The sequence below is a fragment of the Candidatus Caldatribacterium saccharofermentans genome (assembly GCF_050267035.1).
Classification (GTDB): Bacteria; Atribacterota; Atribacteria; order Atribacterales; family Caldatribacteriaceae; genus Caldatribacterium; species Caldatribacterium saccharofermentans.
Window position 1 is genome coordinate 1837259 of sequence record NZ_CP187957.1, and the last position, 19426, is coordinate 1856684.

Consider the following 19426-nt stretch of genomic DNA (forward strand, 5'->3'; position numbering starts at 1 on the left):
GTAGGGTTCCGGCGGAAGGTGCTCGTTGCCTCTTGGGTGCTATTCTACGGTGTGTTGACGGTGGCCTGGGCCTTGAGTACCGAAGAATCCTCACGTAGTTTCTACTCCACGAGGCTTTTCCCAAGCTCGAAAGCCCGACTGAGAAGATCTTTGCGCTCCCTCACCGCGCCGGGAACGTTGCATCCACTCCCGCCCACAATCCCCACGACCTCCACATGCAGAGCCTCCCGGAGGAACCTTGCCAGAGACTCCATCACCTCGGGATTGTTTCCTCCACCCTGAGAGTACACAAGGACGGCTCTCTTCCCCCGAGGGAGGGTACATTCGAGATTGGGGCCGAAGAAAGCAAAGAGCCGGTCCAGGAAGAGCTTGGTCTGAGCGGTCAGGTAATCCATGTAAATGGGTGAGCCAAGGACAAAGCCGTCGGCCCTTTTCAGGACCTCGTAAAGGAGGGTCATGTCGTCCTCCTGGCGGCACCCTGCGTGTTCCTTGCAGAAGTTGCAGGCCTGGCACCCATGGATGGTGAGCTCGTTGAGGAAATAGATTGCCGTTTCCGCTCCCTGCGAGGCTGCGCCTTCGAGGACTTTCCGCACCAGGATTTCTGTGTTTCCACCCCGCCTTGGGCTTCCTACAAAGCCTGCGATAAGCACATGCTCAACCTCCCGGAATTCTTGGTGATTTTCCCTGAAATGGCGAACTTCACAGAGAATGCCAGAAACCAGGAACGAGTATACCTCCTTTGCCCCTTCCTTTGAAGAGCTTGCAGGGTGGAATCGCGACGTATTCTTTCCAGAATCGGATAGTCCGGGTGAGTCTTGGGTAGCGAATCCAGCATACGGGCTAGAACGATGAAGAGAGGACTGGAGGAGAGTCGTGGTAGAATGTCCTCCAGAAAGTCCTGAAAGGAGGTCTCGCTCTTTTGGCTGATAGGGATTTCCTGGGACCGGAGTGGTTGCTCACCACGAAAGAGGCCGTGTGGCTCTACCACGAGGTTGCTTTGCCTTTTCGGAGGACCTGTGGGATTGTCGATGTCCACACCCATCTGAGCCTCCAGCAGATTTGTGAGAACCGGTCTTTGGTGAACATCTGGAAAGCAGAGGTGGTGGATGAGCGCTACGGGAATCGTGACCACTACCTGCTACAGCTTGCAGCGAAGTTCCCGCCTTTCTCCCATGACCTGGCCTACGACCCTGCTCTCTCTGATTTTGAGAAGTGGATGGCTCTGGGGAGGGTCTTTCCCTATCTTGAGGGGAACCATGTGCACCAGTGGTTGCACCTTGACCTCAGGAGGGTCTTTGGCCTTGAGGAGTGCCTTGGTCCGGATACAGCAGAGCATATCTTCAGGGTAACGGAAGAAGCCCTGCAGCGGGAGGAGATGCTTCCACAGGAACTCCTTCGGCGAATGGGTGGCAGACTCTTTTGCACCACCGACGACCCTGCCGATGACCTTGTGCACCACAGGATAGCGAAGAAGATGATTCCCGATATAATCTTTCTCCCCACTTTTCGTCCCGATGCATACTGCAACATTTTCGACGAGAAGTGGAAGGAAAACGTTGAGCGACTCTGCGCGCTTACCGGTGAAGATACCACCCTCCGGGGTCTTGTGGAGGCCCTGCGCAAACGCCACGCGTATTTTGCCTCTCTGGGGGCCCGCGCAAGCGACCACGGGCTTCTTGAGCCCTTTGGGCTTGAGGTGGAGGAAAAGAGGGCGGAGGAAATCTTCATCCGGGCATATGAGAGGGGCGAACGCTTTGCCCCTCGCTCTCCGGAGGTACGGGATTTCATCTCCTACATGATGCACCGTTTCTGTGAAATGAACCGGGAACACCGCATGGTGACTCAGATTCACTATGGAGTGCTCAGGAACGCCAATGATTACCTCTACACCCGGTGGGGGAGCGACACCGGAGGCGATGTGACGCTTGATGGTATCCAGGTTGTGGAGAACCTCCGACCCCTTCTTTCCCGATTTTTCAGTGGGAAAAGCAAGGACGAGTCTCACCTGGTGCTCTACGCCATGAACCACGAGTGCCTCCACGTGAACATCGCTTTGGAGCGGGCTTTTCCCAGGGTGCACACGGGTTTCCCCTGGTGGTTCAACGACGCTCCTCACCTCATTGAACAGGCCCTCCTGGAAGTGGCGAATTCCTCGCTCCTTGCCTCCATGGGAGGACCGGTGGCCGATGGGCGAAAGATTCTCTCAGAAGGAAGCAGGTTCGAGGTCTTTGACCGGATGATTTGCCGGGTGGTGGGGAAACTCCTCGCCGAGGGCCAGATTTCCCGCCAGGGTGCCGTGTTCCTCGTGGAATCCCTCATGTATCGCAACTCGGTCCGGATTTTTGGCCTGGAAGAGATGCTTTCGCAGTAGCCCTGGGCCTTTTTTGGGGAATGTCCGACCTGTTTTCCTGAAGGTTGCGAGATCGGAAAAACATCCGCTTTACCTGTGTTCTCGCCTTTTCTCCTGTGTTCCTCTTTCTCTGCCAGGGTGGTGGAAGAGAGGTGCCCGGGCACCGCCGTGAATACTTGCGGCAGGGTTATCCCTAAGCTCGGCAAGGTGAACACAGAGAAGCCTCGGGACATCATCAAGGGGGTTCTCTGATGGCGTTGCCGTCAAACTGCTGTCAAAGCAGGGCTCCTTGAGTAAGCAGGTAGCCAAAAAGCTTGATTTCAGGGAGTTTCTGGTAGGCCGTGCAGGACTTGAACCTGCAACCCACTGTCGCAGGCACGGGTATTTTGGTGTCCCCCCACATCACTCGAAGGCGCTTAAAATCTGGATTCTGTATTTTGGCATCCCCCCATTTTTTCTCTGCGTTGTTGTCAAATTGTTGTCAAATTAGATGGCTAACTAAAGGGAGGAGGTGATGCTCAACGGAGACGAAGGAACTTTTAGGGAATGTGGGAATCGAAATCCGGGAAGTTGGGTACGAGGACCCGTTTTGTGGGTTAATGGCCTGGAAAACGTGGAGTGACACGTTTTGACAGTCTCAGGAGGTACAATGAGAAAATGGCAGGGAGAACGGAGCTCCATTGAGCCCATCTCCAGAGAGGAAGCAAAGGAATGGTATGAGCAGCTTCCTGAGAAACACCTTGGGTACGAAGAAGTGTTTGGGGAGGTCCCAGAGGAAGCGTAATCCCGAAAGGAGGAAGCGAGGATGAAGGGATTCAACGTTTACAAGTGGACCATGCAGGGGGGAGGGATTGCTTTCTCGTTCTACTGTCCGTTCTGCCATGAGGAGCACTACATCAATGAAGTTACGAACGACCTGTGCGACAGAACCGAAGGACTACATTTCCCCTTTGGTCCTCACGGCTACTGGCACGCTGATGGAGACGTCGTGGGAAGATTCTACGTGAAGAAGGGAAAAATTGTGGACGTCGAAGGGGACATCACTTATGTCGATGACGAAAAAGAACTTAGAAACTGGGGTCCCATTCTCCATTACCTTTAGACCAAACCCGGGGGTCGCTTGGCCCCCGGGGACCTGTGTCGACCTGTTGCTCATGCCTCTCTTTTAGCGCTTACAAGCTCCACAACAATGATGGGTCTACATCCTCGGGCTCGCAGGAAACCCTTAGCCTCCTCGAGGGTGGCAAAAACCCGCTCTTCCCTGGCGCCTTTCGCACGGTACCCGCCATCTAAGGATTCCGGGAACACCACCCCGGGGCGGAAGGAGGGTTCAGGATTGAGGGCCTTCTCCGGTTGCTCGATTCTCTTCTTTAGCTCCCTCATCCTCTTTTTCCTCCGGGGGTACGTCGTCCTCGAGGATGACATCAAAGACCTTCGGCTTCTCCCGCTTCAAAATTCTTCTCTCAAGCTCCCTGATTCGCTCTCTCAATCCCATCCACCATCCCTCCCTTCGTTCACCCGTTTCTCCAGGGCTTCAATCCGCTCTTCGAGCTCCTCAATCTCCAGGGCTTTGAGGGCAAGCTCGAGAATGGCCTTCGCCGCCTGGACTCTGGGAGCCTCACCTTTCCCCAGGGTCATAACCTCCCGCAGGGTTTCCACCGCTTCCCCGCACACCTGTTGAATCCTCGAGATGGCCAGGGAAACCGCTTCCTTCTTGAGCTCCCGGAAGGCGTTGCGGAAGTCCTCCCGCCGTAGCCACCGCCAGAGGGTTACCTCGGAAACCCCCACTTTCTCTGCCGCCTCTTTGAGGTCCCGGCTCTCCAGGAGGGCCACCAGGGCCAGCTCCTTCTTTCTACCCAGCTTTGAGCGTCCCAAGGGTTTTCATCCTCCTTCCATAGATTGCAAAGCCCGGAGTTCTCCCCGGGCTACACCACCACCTTGCCCAGGTACTTCGCCTTGTGCTTCCCATCCTCCCACCATCTGAGGTAGGCATAGGGTCCATAGAGCTTCCCGCCCTTCCCGGGAATCCACTTGAGTTCAACATGACCTCTCTGGTTCTCTGGGGTTTCTTCTTCCTTCTCGTCAATGAGCTCAGCAACGTACTCCCACACCTCGATGAGTTCCTCCCGGGTCATTCCCTCCAGGACCTTGCGGATTTCCTCCTTCATGGCTCCCCCTCCTCTCTTAGGGTACATCTCTGGTTTTATTGTACCCTAAGAACGGGAGGACGTCAAGCCCTGGAGAGTAAAAATTCATCTCCGGGGCTTGGGAGCACCCCGTCGTCGCACCTCCTGGGGTAGATCCTGCCATAGACCACCGTAAACCAAGCGGTACCCGGTGATCTCAAAGGGCCCCCCGGGTTTGCAGTGGGCTACCCGGTGGCCCAGGGTCTTCATAGGGTCCTCGTCCTTACCCCCTGCACCGTGAACGTGCCAGCGACGACAGAAGGGACACCATACCCGCCACAGGTTGCAATTCCATCCTCCTGTGTCCAGAAAGGCCAAGAGTTCCGGGATTTCCATGCGTCACCTCCGCACCCAAGAAGGCGTCATTGTGCACTCGAGGTAATCCCGAATCCGAAAGGCGTGTTCGGCGATGAACTGATTCAGGAGCGGATCCGCCACGTGAGACCAGCGGAGCTCTCCATCCTCGAGGGAGAAGCGGACACCAAGCTTCGTGAGGGTCTCATAGAGCATCCGGTCCACCTCCCGGGAGAAGAGAAGGAGGGAACCGCCGACCACTGCCGGGTAGTACTCCCAATCCCGCAGGAACGCCGTGAGCTCCTCCTTATATTCCCGGAGGTCGAGGAGGACCGCCTCGGCGTGCTCTGAGGGCTTGCTGTCATAGAAGGCCGTCACCCCCTGCTCAGGGTCGTAGACCAGAAAGATTCCCTGGCTGATGAGGTAAGCCAGGGCCTGACGGATCCTCTTATAACAGGGAAGGCGCCTCATCCTTCACCTCCCGGGGGATGAACTGGACCACGGAGCTTTTGGGGAAAATCCGGAGGGTGGCCTGGAGGATCCCGGAGGGGAATTCCCCGGATTCCCTCCTCCAGATTTCCCATCCGCACTCAAGACACACCCACTTCCGGAAGGGAGATTTTTCCATTACCTCGAGGGTGGGGATGAACTCTGCTTCCCTGCCCCCACAGCTCCCCCAGCAGGGTTCGACCACTATCCCTTTCTCGGCGATGAGCTTCAGGGCCTCCTTGTAGGGCCTTGTCCTTTCAAGGAGTTCAGGGCTCAGGGACCCTTTTGGACCCCTGAGCCTGAGTTTACCGCTCTCATCGAGAGAGAGCACAATCCCCTGGTTCCTGAGGTCCCGCAGGACCTCACCCAAGGACGATTTCATCCCAACCATCCCCCCGTTCGTGGGGTTTTTTTGAAAAAGTGGGGATATTACTGTCCCTACCGTCCCTACCGTCCCAACCCGCTTCTGGTGCGGGTTTTGGCCGGGACAGTAAATCCGTCCCACCGCCATTACTGTCCCTACTTACTGTCCCACCCTGAAAACCTTGATTTTCCTGGTCTTTTTCCTGGTTCGGGACAGTAGGGACAGTAGGGACGGTTTTATCCGGACTTTCTCTAAAGATTCTGTAGACCCGAGTACGTGACCCCCCTGACTTGCGGTAGCTCTCGACTGCAATCCCGAGTGCCCGCAGAAAGCTCATGGAGCGCTTAATTTTCCTGCCCAATCGCTCAGGGGTCGATGGCCAGCTACTTGACCGCTTCACCGCTTCGGAAACCGAGCTCGAGAGCGCCGCCAGAAGCTCGGTAGGCGTTCCTTCCCAGTCACCTTCACTCACTAAGTTCCGCAAAGCGCAGATGAAGGGGTCGAGCTCTGTCGCCTGGAGAATCGTTTCCTGACGATTTTCGCTGTAGACCTCAAGAAACGTCCCGGGTCTCCACGGCAGAGCTTCCTCGCAGGCCACCACCCATCGGGCAAAATCGGCCATGCGCGGGAGTCGGTCAAGCTTCGTGCTCTCCCAGTTCTGAAGTCCTGTGCACACTGCATTGAGCAGGCCACCGAGGATTTTTGGTCGCGCCTTTTCGAATTCATTCCAGAACATTGTCTCATCCCTGCGCTTTTCATCGGGGATTGGCGGAAGCGTCACCCGGATGCAGCGGTCCAGGAAGTCGTGTCGAGAAACGATGTCGTCGATGCCTGTGCAGACAATCGGCCGTGTGGCCTCGAAAAGTTCCTCATCGGCGTCAGTGTAAAGCTTACGAATGGCGAAGCCCCCGCCTGTAGCAAGCCGACAGAGCGCATCAGAGAACCACGGCGGAATGCCGCTCAAGTTGTCGAATGCGAGAACCCAGGCATTCCGGGCCGCAATCATTAAATCTCGCTCTTCCCGGGGGGTGGAACGAAGAGGGCAGGCATTGGGGTCAACGAGCGAGCGCAGTACCCTGGCCGCCGTGGACTTCCCCGAGCCCTGCTCTCCCTCAAGTAGCAGGATTGGGAAAGGCCCCTCTTCCCTCATTGCCGCCAGAAGCCATGAAATAACAAGCACGAAGCTTTCGTCGTCAACATTTAGGAAGTTCCGCAGAAGCTCGATACTTCCCTCCTCAGGATGTGGTAGCGGGAGCATGCCTCTGCTACGCCGAAAGGCAACGTAAGGTGCGCAAACACGCCAGCCGTGCTTTGTTATCTCGACTGCTTGCCAGGAATCGTCACAGAGGTCCAAGAAGAGGATGTCGTGAAGTTTTGCGATTCGTAAATGCACCTGGATGCGTTTATTGCTTCTTACAGCCCGCCACTTGAGAAGCTCGACAACGTCGCTAATAGTCTGCGAAGAAAGCGGCTTCCCGTGAGCTTCGTAGTACAGGCCAGCAAGCCACTGCCGGGCACGGCGTGAGTCGAGCGGCCAGTGCTCACTGGGGCCGCTTTGTGCGAAGGTGACGAACTCAACGCCGTCGGGGCTTGTCCAGAAATCCCCATGCTCAATTGCAAGAGCAAGAAGTTCCTGCGCCTGGCTCTTTTTCTGACGGCTCTCAGAAGAGACTTCACCGTTCAAGAGGGCGAGGATTCCCTCAGAGGCTAAAGGATAGTTTCCTTCCATAACCGAACTTCCTCCTTGAGTTGTTGAAGATTCTCGAAGTCCCCGCGCCTGCAGGAGTCCCAGAGGTACTCAAAAAGTAGCTCCCGATGGAGCATCGCCGCCCACGGTTCTTCTTCGATCAACGAGCCTAAGTTCCTCTTCGCCTGCTCAAAGAAGCACAGCACTTCCGCCGCTTCATCGATGATGCGTTCCGCCCGCCGCCGTATGACTTTTGGGGAAACCCCGGGGGTTTGTGGTGCACCATTGGGGAAGAGGTCCCGGAAGGTGAGCCCCAGAGCCTGGAGAACGTCTGAAGTTCTGCACCCAGCGAAGCAGTGCATAAGGATTCGCCCATCCTCCGCCTCCCGGATGGAAAGAGACGGCGTATGATCATCGTGTGCTGGGCAGCGGGCCATCCACCGCCCCGGGCCTACTTGCCGCACGCCGTTGAGTAGTTGCAAAAGTCGCTCAGTGATCACCACGCTGCTCCAACCACCTTTCAAAAGCGGCACGGCTCACGAACCACGAGCGCCCCAGGCGTTTCGCTGGAAAGTCTGCCCTTCGAAAGAGACGGTAGGTCTGATTCTTCCCGAGCCCTGTCATCTCTTGGACGTCCTTGGGCCGCAGGAGCACTTTTTGGGTGATTTTTTCACTCACAACTCCATCACCTCTCCCAAAGGCCTTGCTGAGCTCTGGTTTTCACCTTATAATAGGAACAAAAACGAACAAGTGGAGAATTTGCTCCAGGGATTGGCTTTTTTGAAAAAAACGATGGTGGCTCGGCAGGCCTTTGTGGACGCCTGCCTCTACACGGGGGACCTCAACAGGGGCGGCCGCCTGTGGGACTACGCCATGGACCACAACCGCCTGGACCTCATCCCCTCGGTGTCCACCGGGGATTACCGGGAGGGATGGCGGCAGTGGTCCGAGTTCATGGCCAGGCTCACCCCAGAGGAGCGGGCAGCGGTGAACCGCTTCCTCACCGCTCCAGTTCGAGCAGAGAGCGGATGGGAGGTAATCCCGGTGTATGGCGTTTTTACCCAGGGGTTTTTCGATGGCTTCGTTCTCCGCAAAGGTAAACTGCGTTTCTTCTTCGCCCATCGGTCCTGGCTGGAGATTGCCCAGGCCGCCTCGCTCTTCTCCCTGGTGCACAACGCACCCACTCGCCTGGACTGGTTGGCCGTGCTTCGCCTCCGGGTCTGGCTTGTGGTCTGCGGCATCCATCTCTTCTGGCTTGCCGCACGAGAGGGCAAAGAGGACTATGCACGCAAGGGGGATTCGCTCCTTCGCCTGGGGATCAACCTTGAGGACGTCGACGCCATAGAGGAAGCCCTTGCTCACCTCGAGCACCACGGGGGAGCACCAAACCCCGAGGATTTCCAGGGCCAGGTGAAGCTTCTGCAGCGCTTCAGAGATGTAGTTCCTGGCCTTCGGGAGTTCCTGGAAGCGCTCCAGGGATTCCTCTCCCTTCTTCCTGGAGTACTCCAGGAGGAGCGTCTCCCTGTCATCCTGGTGGGGGAAGAACTGGAGACCCCGGAGACCATTGCCCAGATGTGCCTGTGGGCCTACCGCCAGACCAGAGAAGAAGCGTACTGCCGCTATTTGCTGGGCTACGTGCGCAGCGTGCTCAAGAAAGAGGAGGTTACCGATGTGGTGGCGCATCTCTTAGAGCACTGGCGCACTCCGGTGAGCCAGTACAGTTTTCAGAGCTACATCAAGAAACTGGACCACCACATAAGCGAAGAGCCCCCGAAGGAGGAAATTCCCGTGGAAGAGGTGCACGAAATGCCAAGGAAATTCCACCGAGAACACACCTTCCCCCTCCCCCTCAAGGAAGCCGTGACCTACCTCCTTGAAGAAACGCAAATTCCCCTCAAACACAAAGCCCTCTACCAGCGTCTTTTGCGGGCAATTCTCGCCGGGAAACTGCCAGCCCTTACTGAGTCTTTCGAGCAGCTCACCCCAGAGGGTCTTCTGGTGCGCAAACAAAGGCATTTCCTTACCAAAGAGCAACTGCAGGAAGCAAAGCGTCTTCTCCTGGAGACCGAGTTCAAAGGGCTCATCGTCCAGAGGTATATGGAACTCCGGAAGGTCGGACGCCGGGCCGCAGAGCGCTTCCTGCAGAGAAGGCTACAGGCGGGAAAGAGTTTAAAAGAAATCTGGGAGGAGCTTGGGAGGGGTGACCATGGGAAGGCGCGGGAACCGTGAGGGGACCATCTGCAGGCGCAAGGACGGAAGATGGTGCGGGGCGGTAACCCTGGGCTATGACCCAAAGACGGGGAAGCCCGTCCGGAAGTTCTTCTACGGGAAGACAAGACAGGAAGTCGCCGAGAAACTTGCCAAGCTCCTTCCCCAGGTCAACGCTGGCCTTGTCTCTCCTGAGAGGTATACCTTTGGGGACTGGTTTGCCCTGTGGCTTGAGTATTATAAGCGACCGATGTTGCGGAAGAGCACCTGTGAGCGGTATGCCCGCTTTGCGCAGAACCACATCCTCCCTTCCTTAGGGAAAATGCTCCTCGAGCGCTTGAGACCCGAAATCCTGCAACGCTTCTTTGCCGAGAAAGAGAAGGAAGGATTGGCTCCAAACACCATCAAGTTCATCTACGTCATCCTCCACTCCTCCCTGGAGAAGGCCGTGGAGCTCGGTTACCTCCCCCGCAACCCCGCCGACTGCGTGAGCCTTCCCAAGAGGAAACAAAAGGAAATCCGAATCCTGTCTCCGGAAGAGATGCAGCGCTTCCTCTCCTGTGCAAAAACACATCGTCTGTTTCCCGCCTTTTTGCTTCTGGCCACCACGGGGATGAGAAGGTCCGAAGTTTTAGGCCTGCGATGGCAGGATGTGAACCTTGAGGAGGGTACGGTCAGCGTGAGTCAGGTCCTTGTACCCTTAATCCAGGGGGTGACTTTTGAGGAACCCAAGACCAAACAGAGCCGGAGGACCATCCCCTTGCTCCCCGAGGTAACGGAGGAACTCAAGGCCTGGCGAAAGAGGTGGCTTGCGGAAAGAATGAGACTGGGTCCCGATTGGCCGGAAACCGACCTTGTCTTCCCCTCGGAGGTCCATACTGCAATTCTCCCCCGCAACTTCACCCGGGTTTTCCATGCCATCTGCCGAGAAGCGGGGATTGAGAACTTCACCATTCACGGGCTCAGGCATTCCTTTGCCTCCTACCTTCTGGCCAAAGGGGTGCATCCCAAGGTTGTCTCCGAGGTGCTGGGCCACTCCAGCATCACCATCACCATGGACACCTACAGCAAGCTCATCCCCGGGCTGAAGGAGATGGCCGTGGAGAAGCTCCGGGACCTCTTCAAGGAGGTCTTCTGATGGCGTTGTTGTCAAACTGTTGTCAAAAGGGTGTTTCCCCCGAAATAGCGGTCGCCGGAAGCCTTGATTTTAGAGGGTTTCTGGTAGGCCGTGCAGGACTTGAACCTGCAACCCACTGATTAAGAGTCAGTTGCTCTGCCAAATTGAGCTAACGGCCCACCAGGCAAGGTAGAATATACTATGAGGAATACGAAGTGTCAAGGGGTTTTCGGAAAGCCCGGTGGAAATCCCCAGCTCTTTTCTGGTATAATGCTCTCAAAGTGAATACGGAACCGGGGGAGCTCCATAACGCGGGGCTGAGAGGAGAGCGCAAGCTCTCGACCCTTTGAACCTGATCTGGGTAATGCCAGCGGAGGGAGTTGGTGGATTTTGGGCCACTTGCCGACCTGGCAGGTGGCTTTTTTTGTACTGGAGTCTTCTGGAGGTGGTTGCCGTGCGGGCGTTTTCGAATCCCGTTCCCGATGAGAAGGTGAGTAGACTCATCTTGAAACACTATTTCCGAGACCTCAGCGAGGCGGTGAACTCTGACGTCATTGTGGTTGGCGCCGGTCCTTCGGGCCTTGTCTGTGCCTTTACCCTGGCCGATGAGGGATACCGGGTGACAGTGCTTGACCGCAGACTCGCCCCCGGGGGCGGCATATGGGGCGGTGCCATGGGCTTCAACAAAGTTGTTCTTCAGAAAGATGTTGTGGGAATTCTTGAAGAATCCGGGATTCCCTTTGAGGAGGACGAGGATGCTCTTGTGGTCTCTGCGCCGCTTTTTGCCAGCAAACTCATTGCTCGGGCCTCTGCCCATCCCCGGGTGAAGCTACTGAACCTCGTGACTGCCGTTGACCTCCATGTGACGGGAGAGCGCGTCACAGGGGTGGTGGTGAACCAGAGTGCTATCGAAATGGAAGGGCTCCATGTGGACCCCATGGTCCTTAGGGCTTTAGCCGTCCTTGATGCCACGGGGCACGAAGCGGTGCTCGTTACCCTCTACAGCCGACGCACAGGCCTGAGCCTTGTCAGGGAGTCCTTCATGAACGCGGAGAGAGGCGAAGAAGACGTTGTGGCAAACACCCGCATGGTTGCTCCGGGTCTTTTTGTGGCGGGGATGGCGGCAAACAACGTGGCAGGAGGATGCCGCATGGGACCGATTTTTGGAGGGATGCTCCTTTCGGGCAAAAAAGCCGCTTACCTCATCGATGAGTACCTTAAGGGAGTGGCAAAGGAGGTGTCGGGATGACTCAGCTTGAGGCAGCTCGTCGGGGAGAGATAACCCCTGAGATGGTGCTTGTGGCCAAAAAAGAAGGGGTGGATCCTGAAGTTCTCCGGGAGCGGATAGCCGAAGGAACTGTGGTGATTCCCGCGAACAACCACCGTCCTCACCTCAACCCCTGCGGTATCGGCCGGGGCCTGAGGACCAAGGTCAATGCCAACATCGGTACTTCCCCTTCCCGTCCCAGTATTGAAGCAGAACTGGAGAAACTGAGAGCGGCTCTTGAGGCTGGTGCGGACACCGTTATGGACTTAAGCACCGTTGGGGTTCGGGAGTGTCGGCGCCGTATCCTCTCCGCTTCGCCGGTACCGGTCGGGACGGTGCCCGTGTACCAGGTTGCTTCGGAGGCCCAGGATGAGCACGGAAGCATTGTGGAGTTTACGGTCTCCGACCTTTTCCGGGTCATTGAGGAGCAGGCTGCAGATGGTGTTGATTTCATGACCGTGCACTGTGGTGTGACCCTGGAAGTGGTGGAGCGCTTGAAACGGGAAGGGCGGATTGCCGATATCGTGAGCCGGGGAGGGTCAATCCTCCTCGGATGGATGCTCTACCACGAGAAGGAGAATCCTCTCTACGCTGAGTACGATCGCCTGCTGGAAATCGCCCGGCGCTTCGACGTCACTCTGAGCCTTGGCGATGGTTTGCGGCCCGGCTGCCTCTCTGATGCCACCGATCGGGCGCAAATTCAGGAACTCCTCATCCTTGGGGAGCTTGTTGACCGGGCCCGGGAGGCAGGAGTGCAGGTCATGGTTGAAGGTCCCGGTCATGTGCCCCTTGAAGCCGTAGAGGCTAATGTGCTCCTTGAGAAGCGTCTGTGTCATGGTGCTCCTTTCTATGTTCTGGGGCCCATCGTGACCGACGTGGCGCCAGGTTACGACCATATTGCGGCGGCCATAGGAGGGGCGCTGGCGGCATCTTCCGGAGCCGATTTCATCTGTGTCGTTACCCCTGCTGAGCATCTGGGATTACCCACTGTAGAGGATGTGCGGGAAGGAGTTATTGCCGCCCGTCTTGCGGCTCACGTGGCAGACCTCGTCAAGGGGATTCCTGGAGCCTGGGAGTGGGACAGGGCAATGAGCGAGGCCCGAAAGGCCCTGGACTGGGAGAAACAGATTGCCCTGGCTCTGGATCCTGTGAAGGCAGAACGATACCGGAGGGAACGCAACGTGGCCTTTGAGGAAACCTGTTCTATGTGCGGGAGCTTCTGTGCCATGCGTCTTGTGGAGAGGTATCTGGGAAAAACCGGTGTGAGGTGCTGAGAGAAGTGTTTTTGGACCTATTGCGTGACGCTTTGAAGGCGAGTAAAATTACAGTTGAGCGCCCGTAGCTCAACAGGACAGAGCAACGGACTTCTAATCCGTAGGTTGTGGGTTCGATTCCCGCCGGGCGCGCCAGGGGTTGTAAATCCTGGGTTTCTGCTCCTTCCTCCTGCCTGCAAAGCCCTCCCTGAATACTGCGAATCCGTTGCTGGTGAAAAAAGGGGGGGGTAGAGATGGGAAAGGTTTTGAAGCTGGCGCAACCCCGGGGGTGGAAGGAACACCTTGAGGAATTCCTTCTCGAGAAGGAAGTAAACGGGTGCCGGGAGAGGACCATTGAGGATTACCGCTACCACCTGACCCGCTTCTTCCAGGGGTATGAGGGAGACCTGGAGGACTTTGAAGCCCTGCACAAAAGGTGTCTGGAGTACTTAGGGGGAGAGATTGCCCCGGCCACCTACAACATCCGCCGGGCCTACTTGAGTAGCTTCTTCAACTACCTCGTTTCTCAGGGGGTGCTTGCCCAAAACCCCCTAAAGGGTATGAAGCGCCGCAAGGATGATGGGAAACCCCGGGCCATCCCCCTTGAGGTCCTGCAGAAGCTCCTGGAGCTCCCGGACAGGAGAACCTTTGCCGGGCTCCGGAACTACGTCCTCATCCTACTCCAAATCGACACGGGGATTCGCCCATCGGAAGCTTTACACCTCCTTCCCCGGGACTTCAACCTTGGGGGGATGGAAGTCACCATTCCTCCGGGGGTGGCCAAAACTAAAGCCTCAAGAACCTTGCCCCTCTCCCCCGTCGTCGTTCAGTGGGTGAGAAAGCTCCTGAGCGTGCGCCCCAGAGAGTGGGGGGATGAGGTCCCGGTGTTCTGCAGTGAATGGGGAAAGCCCCTTTTAGAAACTTCATGGAACTACATTTTGAGGGACTATGGCAGGAAACTGGGGTACCGAATCACCCCTTACGACCTCAGGCACTCCTTTGCCATCCTCTTTCTGCGCAATGGGGGGAACGTCTTTGCTCTACAGCGAATCCTTGGGCACACGGATTTAACCATGACCAAGCGCTACCTTGCTTTAACTCAAAGGGATTTGCGGGAGGAGCATGGGAAGAGCACTCCCTTACATACCCTGGTCTCAAAGAGGGTGAGGAAAATCAAAGGGAGGTGAGGAGTGCACCAAAAAGCCCGTAGAGCACCTTTAGTCTTCGGGGAAGGGGAAATGTATTCCCCTCGTGTGGAAGTGGTCCTGTAGGGCGTTTAAACGAGAGGGAAGGAGGAGAGGAAATGCGGGAAATCATCAACGGGAGGTGTACGACACGGAGAAGGCTACCCTGGTGGCCGATGACCGCTACTGGGATGGGCGTAACTGGGACCGCAGAGGGCGGAACACCTACCTCTACAGAACCCCAAAGGGACAGTTCTTCCTCTTCCGCACTACACAATGGCAGGGAGAACGAAGCTCCATTGAGCCCATCTCCAGAGAGGAAGCAAAGGAATGGTATGAGCAGCTTCCTGAGAAACACCTTGGGTACGAAGAAGTGTTTGGGGAGGTCCCGGAGGAAGCGTAATCCCGAAAGGAGGAAGCGAGGATGAAGGGATTCAACGTTTACAAGTGGACCATGCAGGGGGGAGGGATTGCTTTCTCGTTCTACTGTCCGTTCTGCCATGAGGAGCACTACATCAATGAAGTTACGAACGACCTGTGCGACAGAACCGAAGGACTACATTTCCCCTTTGGTCCTCACGGCTACTGGCACGCTGATGGAGACGTCGTGGGAAGATTCTACGTGAAGAAGGGAAAAATTGTGGACGTCGAAGGGGACATCACTTATGTCGATGACGAAAAAGAACTTAGAAACTGGGGTCCCATTCTCCATTACCTTTAGACCAAACCCGGGGGTCGCTTGGCCCCCGGGGACCTGTGTCGACCTGTTGCTCATGCCTCTCTTTTAGCGCTTACAAGCTCCACAACAATGATGGGTCTACATCCTCGGGCTCGCAGGAAACCCTTAGCCTCCTCGAGGGTGGCAAAAACCCGCTCTTCCCTGGCGCCTTTCGCACGGTACCCGCCATCTAAGGATTCCGGGAACACCACCCCGGGGCGGAAGGAGGGTTCAGGATTGAGGGCCTTCTCCGGTTGCTCGATTCTCTTCTTTAGCTCCCTCATCCTCTTTTTCCTCCGGGGGTACGTCGTCCTCGAGGATGACATCAAAGACCTTCGGCTTCTCCCGCTTCAAAATTCTTCTCTCAAGCTCCCTGATTCGCTCTCTCAATCCCATCCACCATCCCTCCCTTCGTTCACCCGTTTCTCCAGGGCTTCAATCCGCTCTTCGAGCTCCTCAATCTCCAGGGCTTTGAGGGCAAGCTCGAGAATGGCCTTCGCCGCCTGGACTCTGGGAGCCTCACCTTTCCCCAGGGTCATAACCTCCCGCAGGGTTTCCACCGCTTCCCCGCACACCTGTTGAATCCTCGAGATGGCCAGGGAAACCGCTTCCTTCTTGAGCTCCCGGAAGGCGTTGCGGAAGTCCTCCCGCCGTAGCCACCGCCAGAGGGTTACCTCGGAAACCCCCACTTTCTCTGCCGCCTCTTTGAGGTCCCGGCTCTCCAGGAGGGCCACCAGGGCCAGCTCCTTCTTTCTACCCAGCTTTGAGCGTCCCAAGGGTTTTCATCCTCCTTCCATAGATTGCAAAGCCCGGAGTTCTCCCCGGGCTACACCACCACCTTGCCCAGGTACTTCGCCTTGTGCTTCCCATCCTCCCACCATCTGAGGTAGGCATAGGGTCCATAGAGCTTCCCGCCCTTCCCGGGAATCCACTTGAGTTCAACATGACCTCTCTGGTTCTCTGGGGTTTCTTCTTCCTTCTCGTCAATGAGCTCAGCAACGTACTCCCACACCTCGATGAGTTCCTCCCGGGTCATTCCCTCCAGGACCTTGCGGATTTCCTCCTTCATGGCTCCCCCTCCTCTCTTAGGGTACATCTCTGGTTTTATTGTACCCTAAGAACGGGAGGACGTCAAGCCCTGAGAAAAAACCCTTGCTTGCATTCCCTTGCACCCTTGCATCAAGGCCCCCGTGGTGCTCCCCGGTGTTGCTCCATGTGGACCGTGATGGTCCCGGGGTCAAGACCGTAACGCTCACCTAACCGTTTGGGGGAGATGAGACAGTCATAGAGGTATTCGATTTCGTCACGCTGAGGGTGAGCACAAACAGGGCAGGGAGGATGGAGTACAGGGGCTTTCTGTGGCTCATCCAGAGGTGGAGGGGGTTGCTCTTCAAAGCTTTCTGTGAGCCAGTCAGGAAGCTCTTCAGCAGGTGCGCCTTGCTCTGTAGTACAAAGGGAAGCATCTGAAGGCGAATCGTCATCAGGGATGGTGATTTCTTCAAAGTCGTGGGTGAGTGGGGTTTCTTCAAAGGGTGTGTTACTCGTGTTACCGATGTTACCGACTTTCCGGTATAAACTCTTATATACGGGAGAGTGGAAATTATATGTAGGAAAATCGGTAACATCAGTAACATCGGTAACACCTTGAGTGGTTCCTTCCTGACTTTGAAGGTTACCGCTTGAGGAAGTATGGTCTTCAGGTGATGGAAGCTCTGGACCGGAATCCCCTTCTTGGACCCAATCGGGGGGTTCCTCAAGGGTGGTTTCCTCAAGGTTACTGTCAAGACTGTCAGGACTGTCATGGTTTTTATATTGATTTTCCCCTGACTTAAAACGGTTGTAAAAGTGTGACAGTTCTGACAGTCCTGACAGTCTCCATTTGATTCCCACCCAAGCCCACCACCCGTCCTTGCCTTTGCGAGCTTCATCCAGTCCTAAACTCAACATCTCTTCCTTGAGTCTTGCATCCGTGTAGGCAGTCCTACCTTTTTTCTGGAGCCACAGGCCAAACCTCTCCTTGAACTCAAATTTGTAGATGAAATCATCACCTCTGTAGGTCACCTCACAGTGTTCTTTGATGAAGGTGTTCAAAGGCGAAGCTAACTTAAGGTAGAGCTCCTTGACCTCCTCCTTTGGTCTGTGTCTGGTGAACACAAACCCCCTTGCTTTCAACGCTTTGAGGGTCTCCAGGACCTTGACGAGCAGAGCTTCATACTCCTCTTCTCCTGCTGTGGCTATTTTGACGTCAAGCTTTGGGTCCTCCAGAAACTGCTGGGAAAACTCGATGAGGAACAACCTGCGGTAGAAGGCGTCGGTGGTGTCTGCACTCCGGGGGACCTCATTGGTGAGAAAAATAAGCTTTGCGTGGTTTTTGAACTTGACCGGGTCCCGGAATTTGCGGTCCGCTTCAATCATGTCTCCACCGCAAAGTTGTTTCAGAAGTCCGGTGCGCTTCACGTCCTCGTATTCAACCTCACCACTCACATTGGCCAGTTTCCGGTAGAGCCTTGCTGCTGCAAAGCGGTCGTGCTGTAGCTCGTGGAGGCTCACATTGGCCACATTCTCCTCTCCCAGGAGGTGCTGGAGGATTCCGGTGAAGACGCTCTTCCCGTTGGCGCTTCTTCCGTAGAGGATGAAAAACTTCTGGTAGGGGTAGGCCCGAAGCAGGCAGTACGCCATGAGCTCGTAGAGGGTGATGGTCTCCTCTGGGGGTAGAATGCTCTCAAGAAGCGGGATGATGAAGTTGCTTTGAGCTTCAGGATTGTACCTCCAAGGGAGCTTTGTGGTGAAGAAGTCTTCCGGCCTGTACTCCCGCAGTTCTCCGCTCTCCAAGTCGAATACCGCATTCTTCAAGGGGATGAGGAGGAGGGACGGCTCGGGAAGTGGCTTTCCCTTCCAGCACACCCCCTTGACATCAGCTATAACCTCATCAACGACGTACCTACGCTTCTGTACATCGGGCAGTTCTTCAACGGCGGTCCTGAGTTCATGTGTAATGAGTTCTTCCCCGTCGTCTCGCCAAACACCTTCTTCTGGGTCGTACCAGTACAGCGGTTCCTTCCCCCCGGGCCACCAGAACTGGTAGCGGGCAATGAGCCGCTCAGTGAATGGACGGGGGTAAAATTTGTCCAGGACCACGAATTGCTTCACTCTGGTTTTCTCTGTTCCCAGCTCGAGCCAATCAGCGGCCTTTTGCAAAATCTCTTCGGGAAAGTACTGCGCAAGCGTTGGACGTCCGGTGGCGGGAAGGTTATGTTCCACTTTTGTTGCTGTATTACGAATTTGCGCCAACCTCATGCGGGTTTCCTCGTCCTCGGCAAGGGTACAAAGAGCCTCAAGGAATTCCCGCACCTCGTCATCGGTCCAGCCACAGCGGAGAAGCCAACCAGAAAGCGCCATCACAGCGAACTGTCGGCTCCCCTTTGCGGGGTAATAGCGGGAAAGCAAAACGCACGCCGCAAGTTTTGCTACAGCATGCCTCAGGGTCGCAAAATCCACAGGTGCTGGGTCGCCGTCCTCAACCCAACGGACTTGTTCGCCGCTGGGATGGACTGAGGGCGGGAAGACAGTCTGAGCACCTGTTGAGCGGATTTCGGCGATGACTTCACCCTGCCATTCGAAGCGGATGGTTTTGGCTTCAGGGCAAAGGTAGAGCCGGTGGGATTTGGGCTTTGACGCTCGACCAAAGACGGCGTTGGTTTTGGGCAAGAAGTGGTCGGCAATCCTCGGGGCTTCGGGACAATCAAGGTCTACATCGCAAAGCCATTGGGAGGGTTCGCCAAGCAGGACACCCACATTCCCCCCATTGCCAAAATAGCGGGGTAACTCTTCAGGGGGCAAACGCAATTTCTGCCACTCAGGAATTCGGGGGGCTTTCCCCCTTGCGGGGATGGGAATGACCTGCCATCCCCGCTCAAGGTATTCCTTCGCAACCTCTAAGGTGGGAATCTCAGAAGAGGGCAAGCTGAGCAATGAGGGAACCTCCTTCCCGTGACTCCTGCGGGAGTTCGGGCTCACCCGCGGTGCGCACATCCCAGTACTGGAGGGGGAGAAATAACTGGTCTCCCCACCCCCTGTTGTGGCGCCTTGCGTGGCGCCAAAAGCGTTCCAGGGGACAGGAGAAGACTTTGTCACCGAAGACCACTTCTAAAATATTAACACCGGCTTCCTTCATGGCCTCGATGACTTCGACGTTGTAGCTCCACGCTGGGGGTTTCTGCAGGAGATGGTTGGGTTTGGCGTAACGGGTAGCAATCAAAAACCCCCCTTGACGGCGCAAGCGGTGGTGTGGGACAATTGTGGTGGTCAT

At 56.2% G+C, this 19426-nt stretch carries 25 protein-coding genes, 2 tRNA genes and 1 riboswitch; of the genes, 11 read left to right on the forward strand and 16 right to left on the reverse strand.

Features of this window, described 5'->3' with window-relative positions; translation table 11 throughout:
- Nucleotides 1-101: 101 nt before the first annotated feature.
- Nucleotides 102-650 carry an NAD(P)H-dependent oxidoreductase gene (locus ACPT9Q_RS09375; RefSeq protein ID WP_026137381.1) on the reverse strand — a complete coding sequence of 183 codons (549 nt, stop codon included), beginning with the start codon at nucleotides 648-650 and terminating at the stop codon, nucleotides 102-104.
- A gap of 269 nt (nucleotides 651-919) precedes the next feature.
- On the opposite strand from ACPT9Q_RS09375, the gene ACPT9Q_RS09380 reads away from it, so the two are divergent.
- From ACPT9Q_RS09380 to ACPT9Q_RS09390, 3 genes are all read left to right on the forward strand, one after another.
- Nucleotides 920-2371, forward strand: coding sequence for a glucuronate isomerase (locus tag ACPT9Q_RS09380; RefSeq protein ID WP_427365660.1), 1452 nt, complete (start codon nucleotides 920-922; stop codon nucleotides 2369-2371).
- 628 nt (nucleotides 2372-2999) lie between these two features.
- Nucleotides 3000-3134: a hypothetical protein gene (locus ACPT9Q_RS09385; protein ID WP_427365661.1), complete on the forward strand. Its 135-nt coding sequence runs from the start codon at nucleotides 3000-3002 to the stop codon at nucleotides 3132-3134.
- A 21-nt stretch (nucleotides 3135-3155) separates the two neighbouring features.
- Nucleotides 3156-3452 (forward strand): hypothetical protein, encoded by a 297-nt coding sequence (locus tag ACPT9Q_RS09390; protein WP_427365662.1) that lies wholly within the window; start codon nucleotides 3156-3158, stop codon nucleotides 3450-3452.
- A 50-nt stretch (nucleotides 3453-3502) separates the two neighbouring features.
- Here the strand turns inward: ACPT9Q_RS09390 and ACPT9Q_RS09395 are convergent, their stop codons facing one another.
- The 9 genes from ACPT9Q_RS09395 to ACPT9Q_RS09435 form a co-directional block, all read right to left on the reverse strand.
- Nucleotides 3503-3733 carry a hypothetical protein gene (locus ACPT9Q_RS09395; RefSeq protein WP_427365663.1) on the reverse strand — a complete coding sequence of 77 codons (231 nt, stop codon included), beginning with the start codon at nucleotides 3731-3733 and terminating at the stop codon, nucleotides 3503-3505.
- Between the two features lie 102 nt (nucleotides 3734-3835).
- Entirely contained in the window at nucleotides 3836-4225 is a 390-nt protein-coding gene (locus ACPT9Q_RS09400) for a hypothetical protein (protein ID WP_427365664.1), read from the reverse strand.
- 50 nt (nucleotides 4226-4275) lie between these two features.
- Nucleotides 4276-4518, reverse strand: a complete 243-nt coding sequence (locus tag ACPT9Q_RS09405) for a hypothetical protein (protein WP_427365665.1) — start codon at nucleotides 4516-4518, stop codon at nucleotides 4276-4278.
- Between the two features lie 84 nt (nucleotides 4519-4602).
- Nucleotides 4603-4872 carry a hypothetical protein gene (locus ACPT9Q_RS09410; protein WP_427365666.1) on the reverse strand — a complete coding sequence of 90 codons (270 nt, stop codon included), beginning with the start codon at nucleotides 4870-4872 and terminating at the stop codon, nucleotides 4603-4605.
- Between the two features lie 3 nt (nucleotides 4873-4875).
- Nucleotides 4876-5301, reverse strand: coding sequence for a hypothetical protein (locus ACPT9Q_RS09415; protein ID WP_427365667.1), 426 nt, complete (start codon nucleotides 5299-5301; stop codon nucleotides 4876-4878).
- Complete coding sequence (locus ACPT9Q_RS09420) at nucleotides 5279-5701, reverse strand: hypothetical protein (RefSeq protein ID WP_427365668.1); 423 nt, start codon at nucleotides 5699-5701, stop codon at nucleotides 5279-5281. The genes ACPT9Q_RS09415 and ACPT9Q_RS09420 overlap by 23 nt, the downstream gene beginning before the upstream one ends.
- Nucleotides 5682-7412: a hypothetical protein gene (locus tag ACPT9Q_RS09425; RefSeq protein WP_427365669.1), complete on the reverse strand. Its 1731-nt coding sequence runs from the start codon at nucleotides 7410-7412 to the stop codon at nucleotides 5682-5684. The genes ACPT9Q_RS09420 and ACPT9Q_RS09425 overlap by 20 nt, the downstream gene beginning before the upstream one ends.
- Nucleotides 7391-7873, reverse strand: coding sequence for a virulence-associated protein E (locus tag ACPT9Q_RS09430; RefSeq protein WP_427365670.1), 483 nt, complete (start codon nucleotides 7871-7873; stop codon nucleotides 7391-7393). The genes ACPT9Q_RS09425 and ACPT9Q_RS09430 overlap by 22 nt, the downstream gene beginning before the upstream one ends.
- Nucleotides 7860-7994 (reverse strand): helix-turn-helix domain-containing protein, encoded by a 135-nt coding sequence (locus ACPT9Q_RS09435; protein ID WP_427366758.1) that lies wholly within the window; start codon nucleotides 7992-7994, stop codon nucleotides 7860-7862. The genes ACPT9Q_RS09430 and ACPT9Q_RS09435 overlap by 14 nt, the downstream gene beginning before the upstream one ends.
- 156 nt (nucleotides 7995-8150) lie before the next feature.
- On the opposite strand from ACPT9Q_RS09435, the gene ACPT9Q_RS09440 reads away from it, so the two are divergent.
- Nucleotides 8151-9599: a hypothetical protein gene (locus ACPT9Q_RS09440; protein ID WP_427365671.1), complete on the forward strand. Its 1449-nt coding sequence runs from the start codon at nucleotides 8151-8153 to the stop codon at nucleotides 9597-9599.
- Nucleotides 9577-10716: a tyrosine-type recombinase/integrase gene (locus ACPT9Q_RS09445; protein WP_427365672.1), complete on the forward strand. Its 1140-nt coding sequence runs from the start codon at nucleotides 9577-9579 to the stop codon at nucleotides 10714-10716. Before ACPT9Q_RS09440 ends, ACPT9Q_RS09445 begins: the two co-directional genes overlap by 23 nt.
- Nucleotides 10717-10797: 81 nt before the next feature.
- Here the strand turns inward: ACPT9Q_RS09445 and ACPT9Q_RS09450 are convergent.
- Nucleotides 10798-10874: transfer RNA gene (locus ACPT9Q_RS09450), tRNA-Lys, on the reverse strand.
- Nucleotides 10875-10980: 106 nt separating this feature from the next.
- Nucleotides 10981-11091: riboswitch (TPP riboswitch) on the forward strand.
- A 58-nt stretch (nucleotides 11092-11149) separates the two neighbouring features.
- Between ACPT9Q_RS09450 and ACPT9Q_RS09455 the strand changes: the two genes are divergently transcribed.
- The 6 genes from ACPT9Q_RS09455 (at nucleotide 11150) to ACPT9Q_RS09480 (ending at nucleotide 15120) form a co-directional block, all read left to right on the forward strand.
- On the forward strand, nucleotides 11150-11944 hold the full coding sequence (locus ACPT9Q_RS09455) for a sulfide-dependent adenosine diphosphate thiazole synthase (protein ID WP_026137406.1): 795 nt from the start codon (nucleotides 11150-11152) through the stop codon (nucleotides 11942-11944).
- Nucleotides 11941-13236, forward strand: coding sequence for a phosphomethylpyrimidine synthase ThiC (gene thiC / locus ACPT9Q_RS09460; protein WP_017874145.1), 1296 nt, complete (start codon nucleotides 11941-11943; stop codon nucleotides 13234-13236). Before ACPT9Q_RS09455 ends, thiC begins: the two co-directional genes overlap by 4 nt.
- 58 nt (nucleotides 13237-13294) lie before the next feature.
- Nucleotides 13295-13371: transfer RNA gene (locus tag ACPT9Q_RS09465), tRNA-Arg, on the forward strand.
- Between the two features lie 98 nt (nucleotides 13372-13469).
- A complete protein-coding gene (locus ACPT9Q_RS09470) occupies nucleotides 13470-14402 on the forward strand; it encodes a tyrosine-type recombinase/integrase (protein ID WP_427365673.1) in 933 nt (310 codons plus the stop codon).
- A 139-nt stretch (nucleotides 14403-14541) separates the two neighbouring features.
- On the forward strand, nucleotides 14542-14802 hold the full coding sequence (locus ACPT9Q_RS09475) for a hypothetical protein (RefSeq protein WP_427365674.1): 261 nt from the start codon (nucleotides 14542-14544) through the stop codon (nucleotides 14800-14802).
- 21 nt (nucleotides 14803-14823) lie between these two features.
- On the forward strand, nucleotides 14824-15120 hold the full coding sequence (locus ACPT9Q_RS09480) for a hypothetical protein (protein WP_427365662.1): 297 nt from the start codon (nucleotides 14824-14826) through the stop codon (nucleotides 15118-15120).
- 50 nt (nucleotides 15121-15170) lie between these two features.
- Here ACPT9Q_RS09480 and ACPT9Q_RS09485 read toward each other — a convergent pair whose 3' ends face one another.
- From ACPT9Q_RS09485 to ACPT9Q_RS09505, 5 genes are all read right to left on the reverse strand, one after another.
- Entirely contained in the window at nucleotides 15171-15401 is a 231-nt protein-coding gene (locus ACPT9Q_RS09485; protein WP_427365663.1) for a hypothetical protein, read from the reverse strand.
- 102 nt (nucleotides 15402-15503) lie between these two features.
- Nucleotides 15504-15893 carry a hypothetical protein gene (locus tag ACPT9Q_RS09490; protein ID WP_427365664.1) on the reverse strand — a complete coding sequence of 130 codons (390 nt, stop codon included), beginning with the start codon at nucleotides 15891-15893 and terminating at the stop codon, nucleotides 15504-15506.
- A 50-nt stretch (nucleotides 15894-15943) separates the two neighbouring features.
- Complete coding sequence (locus ACPT9Q_RS09495) at nucleotides 15944-16186, reverse strand: hypothetical protein (protein WP_427365665.1); 243 nt, start codon at nucleotides 16184-16186, stop codon at nucleotides 15944-15946.
- A 110-nt stretch (nucleotides 16187-16296) separates the two neighbouring features.
- Nucleotides 16297-19089 (reverse strand): phage/plasmid primase, P4 family, encoded by a 2793-nt coding sequence (locus tag ACPT9Q_RS09500; protein WP_427365675.1) that lies wholly within the window; start codon nucleotides 19087-19089, stop codon nucleotides 16297-16299.
- Nucleotides 19067-19426: a hypothetical protein gene (locus ACPT9Q_RS09505; RefSeq protein WP_427365676.1), complete on the reverse strand. Its 360-nt coding sequence runs from the start codon at nucleotides 19424-19426 to the stop codon at nucleotides 19067-19069. The genes ACPT9Q_RS09500 and ACPT9Q_RS09505 overlap by 23 nt, the downstream gene beginning before the upstream one ends.

What these genes read in the sequence shown, in the direction of transcription:
- ACPT9Q_RS09385 (WP_427365661.1), top strand. Translation starts at nt 3,000, where the DNA reads ATGAGAAAATGGCAGGGAGAACGGAGCTCCATTGAGCCCATCTCCAGA.
- ACPT9Q_RS09390 (WP_427365662.1), top strand. Translation starts at nt 3,156, where the DNA reads ATGAAGGGATTCAACGTTTACAAGTGGACCATGCAGGGGGGAGGGATT.
- ACPT9Q_RS09395 (WP_427365663.1), bottom strand. Translation starts at nt 3,733, where the DNA reads ATGAGGGAGCTAAAGAAGAGAATCGAGCAACCGGAGAAGGCCCTCAAT.
- ACPT9Q_RS09405 (WP_427365665.1), bottom strand. Translation starts at nt 4,518, where the DNA reads ATGAAGGAGGAAATCCGCAAGGTCCTGGAGGGAATGACCCGGGAGGAA.
- ACPT9Q_RS09410 (WP_427365666.1), bottom strand. Translation starts at nt 4,872, where the DNA reads ATGGAAATCCCGGAACTCTTGGCCTTTCTGGACACAGGAGGATGGAAT.
- ACPT9Q_RS09415 (WP_427365667.1), bottom strand. Translation starts at nt 5,301, where the DNA reads ATGAGGCGCCTTCCCTGTTATAAGAGGATCCGTCAGGCCCTGGCTTAC.
- ACPT9Q_RS09420 (WP_427365668.1), bottom strand. Translation starts at nt 5,701, where the DNA reads ATGAAATCGTCCTTGGGTGAGGTCCTGCGGGACCTCAGGAACCAGGGG.
- ACPT9Q_RS09425 (WP_427365669.1), bottom strand. Translation starts at nt 7,412, where the DNA reads ATGGAAGGAAACTATCCTTTAGCCTCTGAGGGAATCCTCGCCCTCTTG.
- ACPT9Q_RS09435 (WP_427366758.1), bottom strand. Translation starts at nt 7,994, where the DNA reads ATGACAGGGCTCGGGAAGAATCAGACCTACCGTCTCTTTCGAAGGGCA.
- ACPT9Q_RS09445 (WP_427365672.1), top strand. Translation starts at nt 9,577, where the DNA reads ATGGGAAGGCGCGGGAACCGTGAGGGGACCATCTGCAGGCGCAAGGAC.
- thiC (WP_017874145.1), top strand. Translation starts at nt 11,941, where the DNA reads ATGACTCAGCTTGAGGCAGCTCGTCGGGGAGAGATAACCCCTGAGATG.
- ACPT9Q_RS09470 (WP_427365673.1), top strand. Translation starts at nt 13,470, where the DNA reads ATGGGAAAGGTTTTGAAGCTGGCGCAACCCCGGGGGTGGAAGGAACAC.
- ACPT9Q_RS09480 (WP_427365662.1), top strand. Translation starts at nt 14,824, where the DNA reads ATGAAGGGATTCAACGTTTACAAGTGGACCATGCAGGGGGGAGGGATT.
- ACPT9Q_RS09485 (WP_427365663.1), bottom strand. Translation starts at nt 15,401, where the DNA reads ATGAGGGAGCTAAAGAAGAGAATCGAGCAACCGGAGAAGGCCCTCAAT.
- ACPT9Q_RS09495 (WP_427365665.1), bottom strand. Translation starts at nt 16,186, where the DNA reads ATGAAGGAGGAAATCCGCAAGGTCCTGGAGGGAATGACCCGGGAGGAA.
- ACPT9Q_RS09505 (WP_427365676.1), bottom strand. Translation starts at nt 19,426, where the DNA reads ATGACCACCACAATTGTCCCACACCACCGCTTGCGCCGTCAAGGGGGG.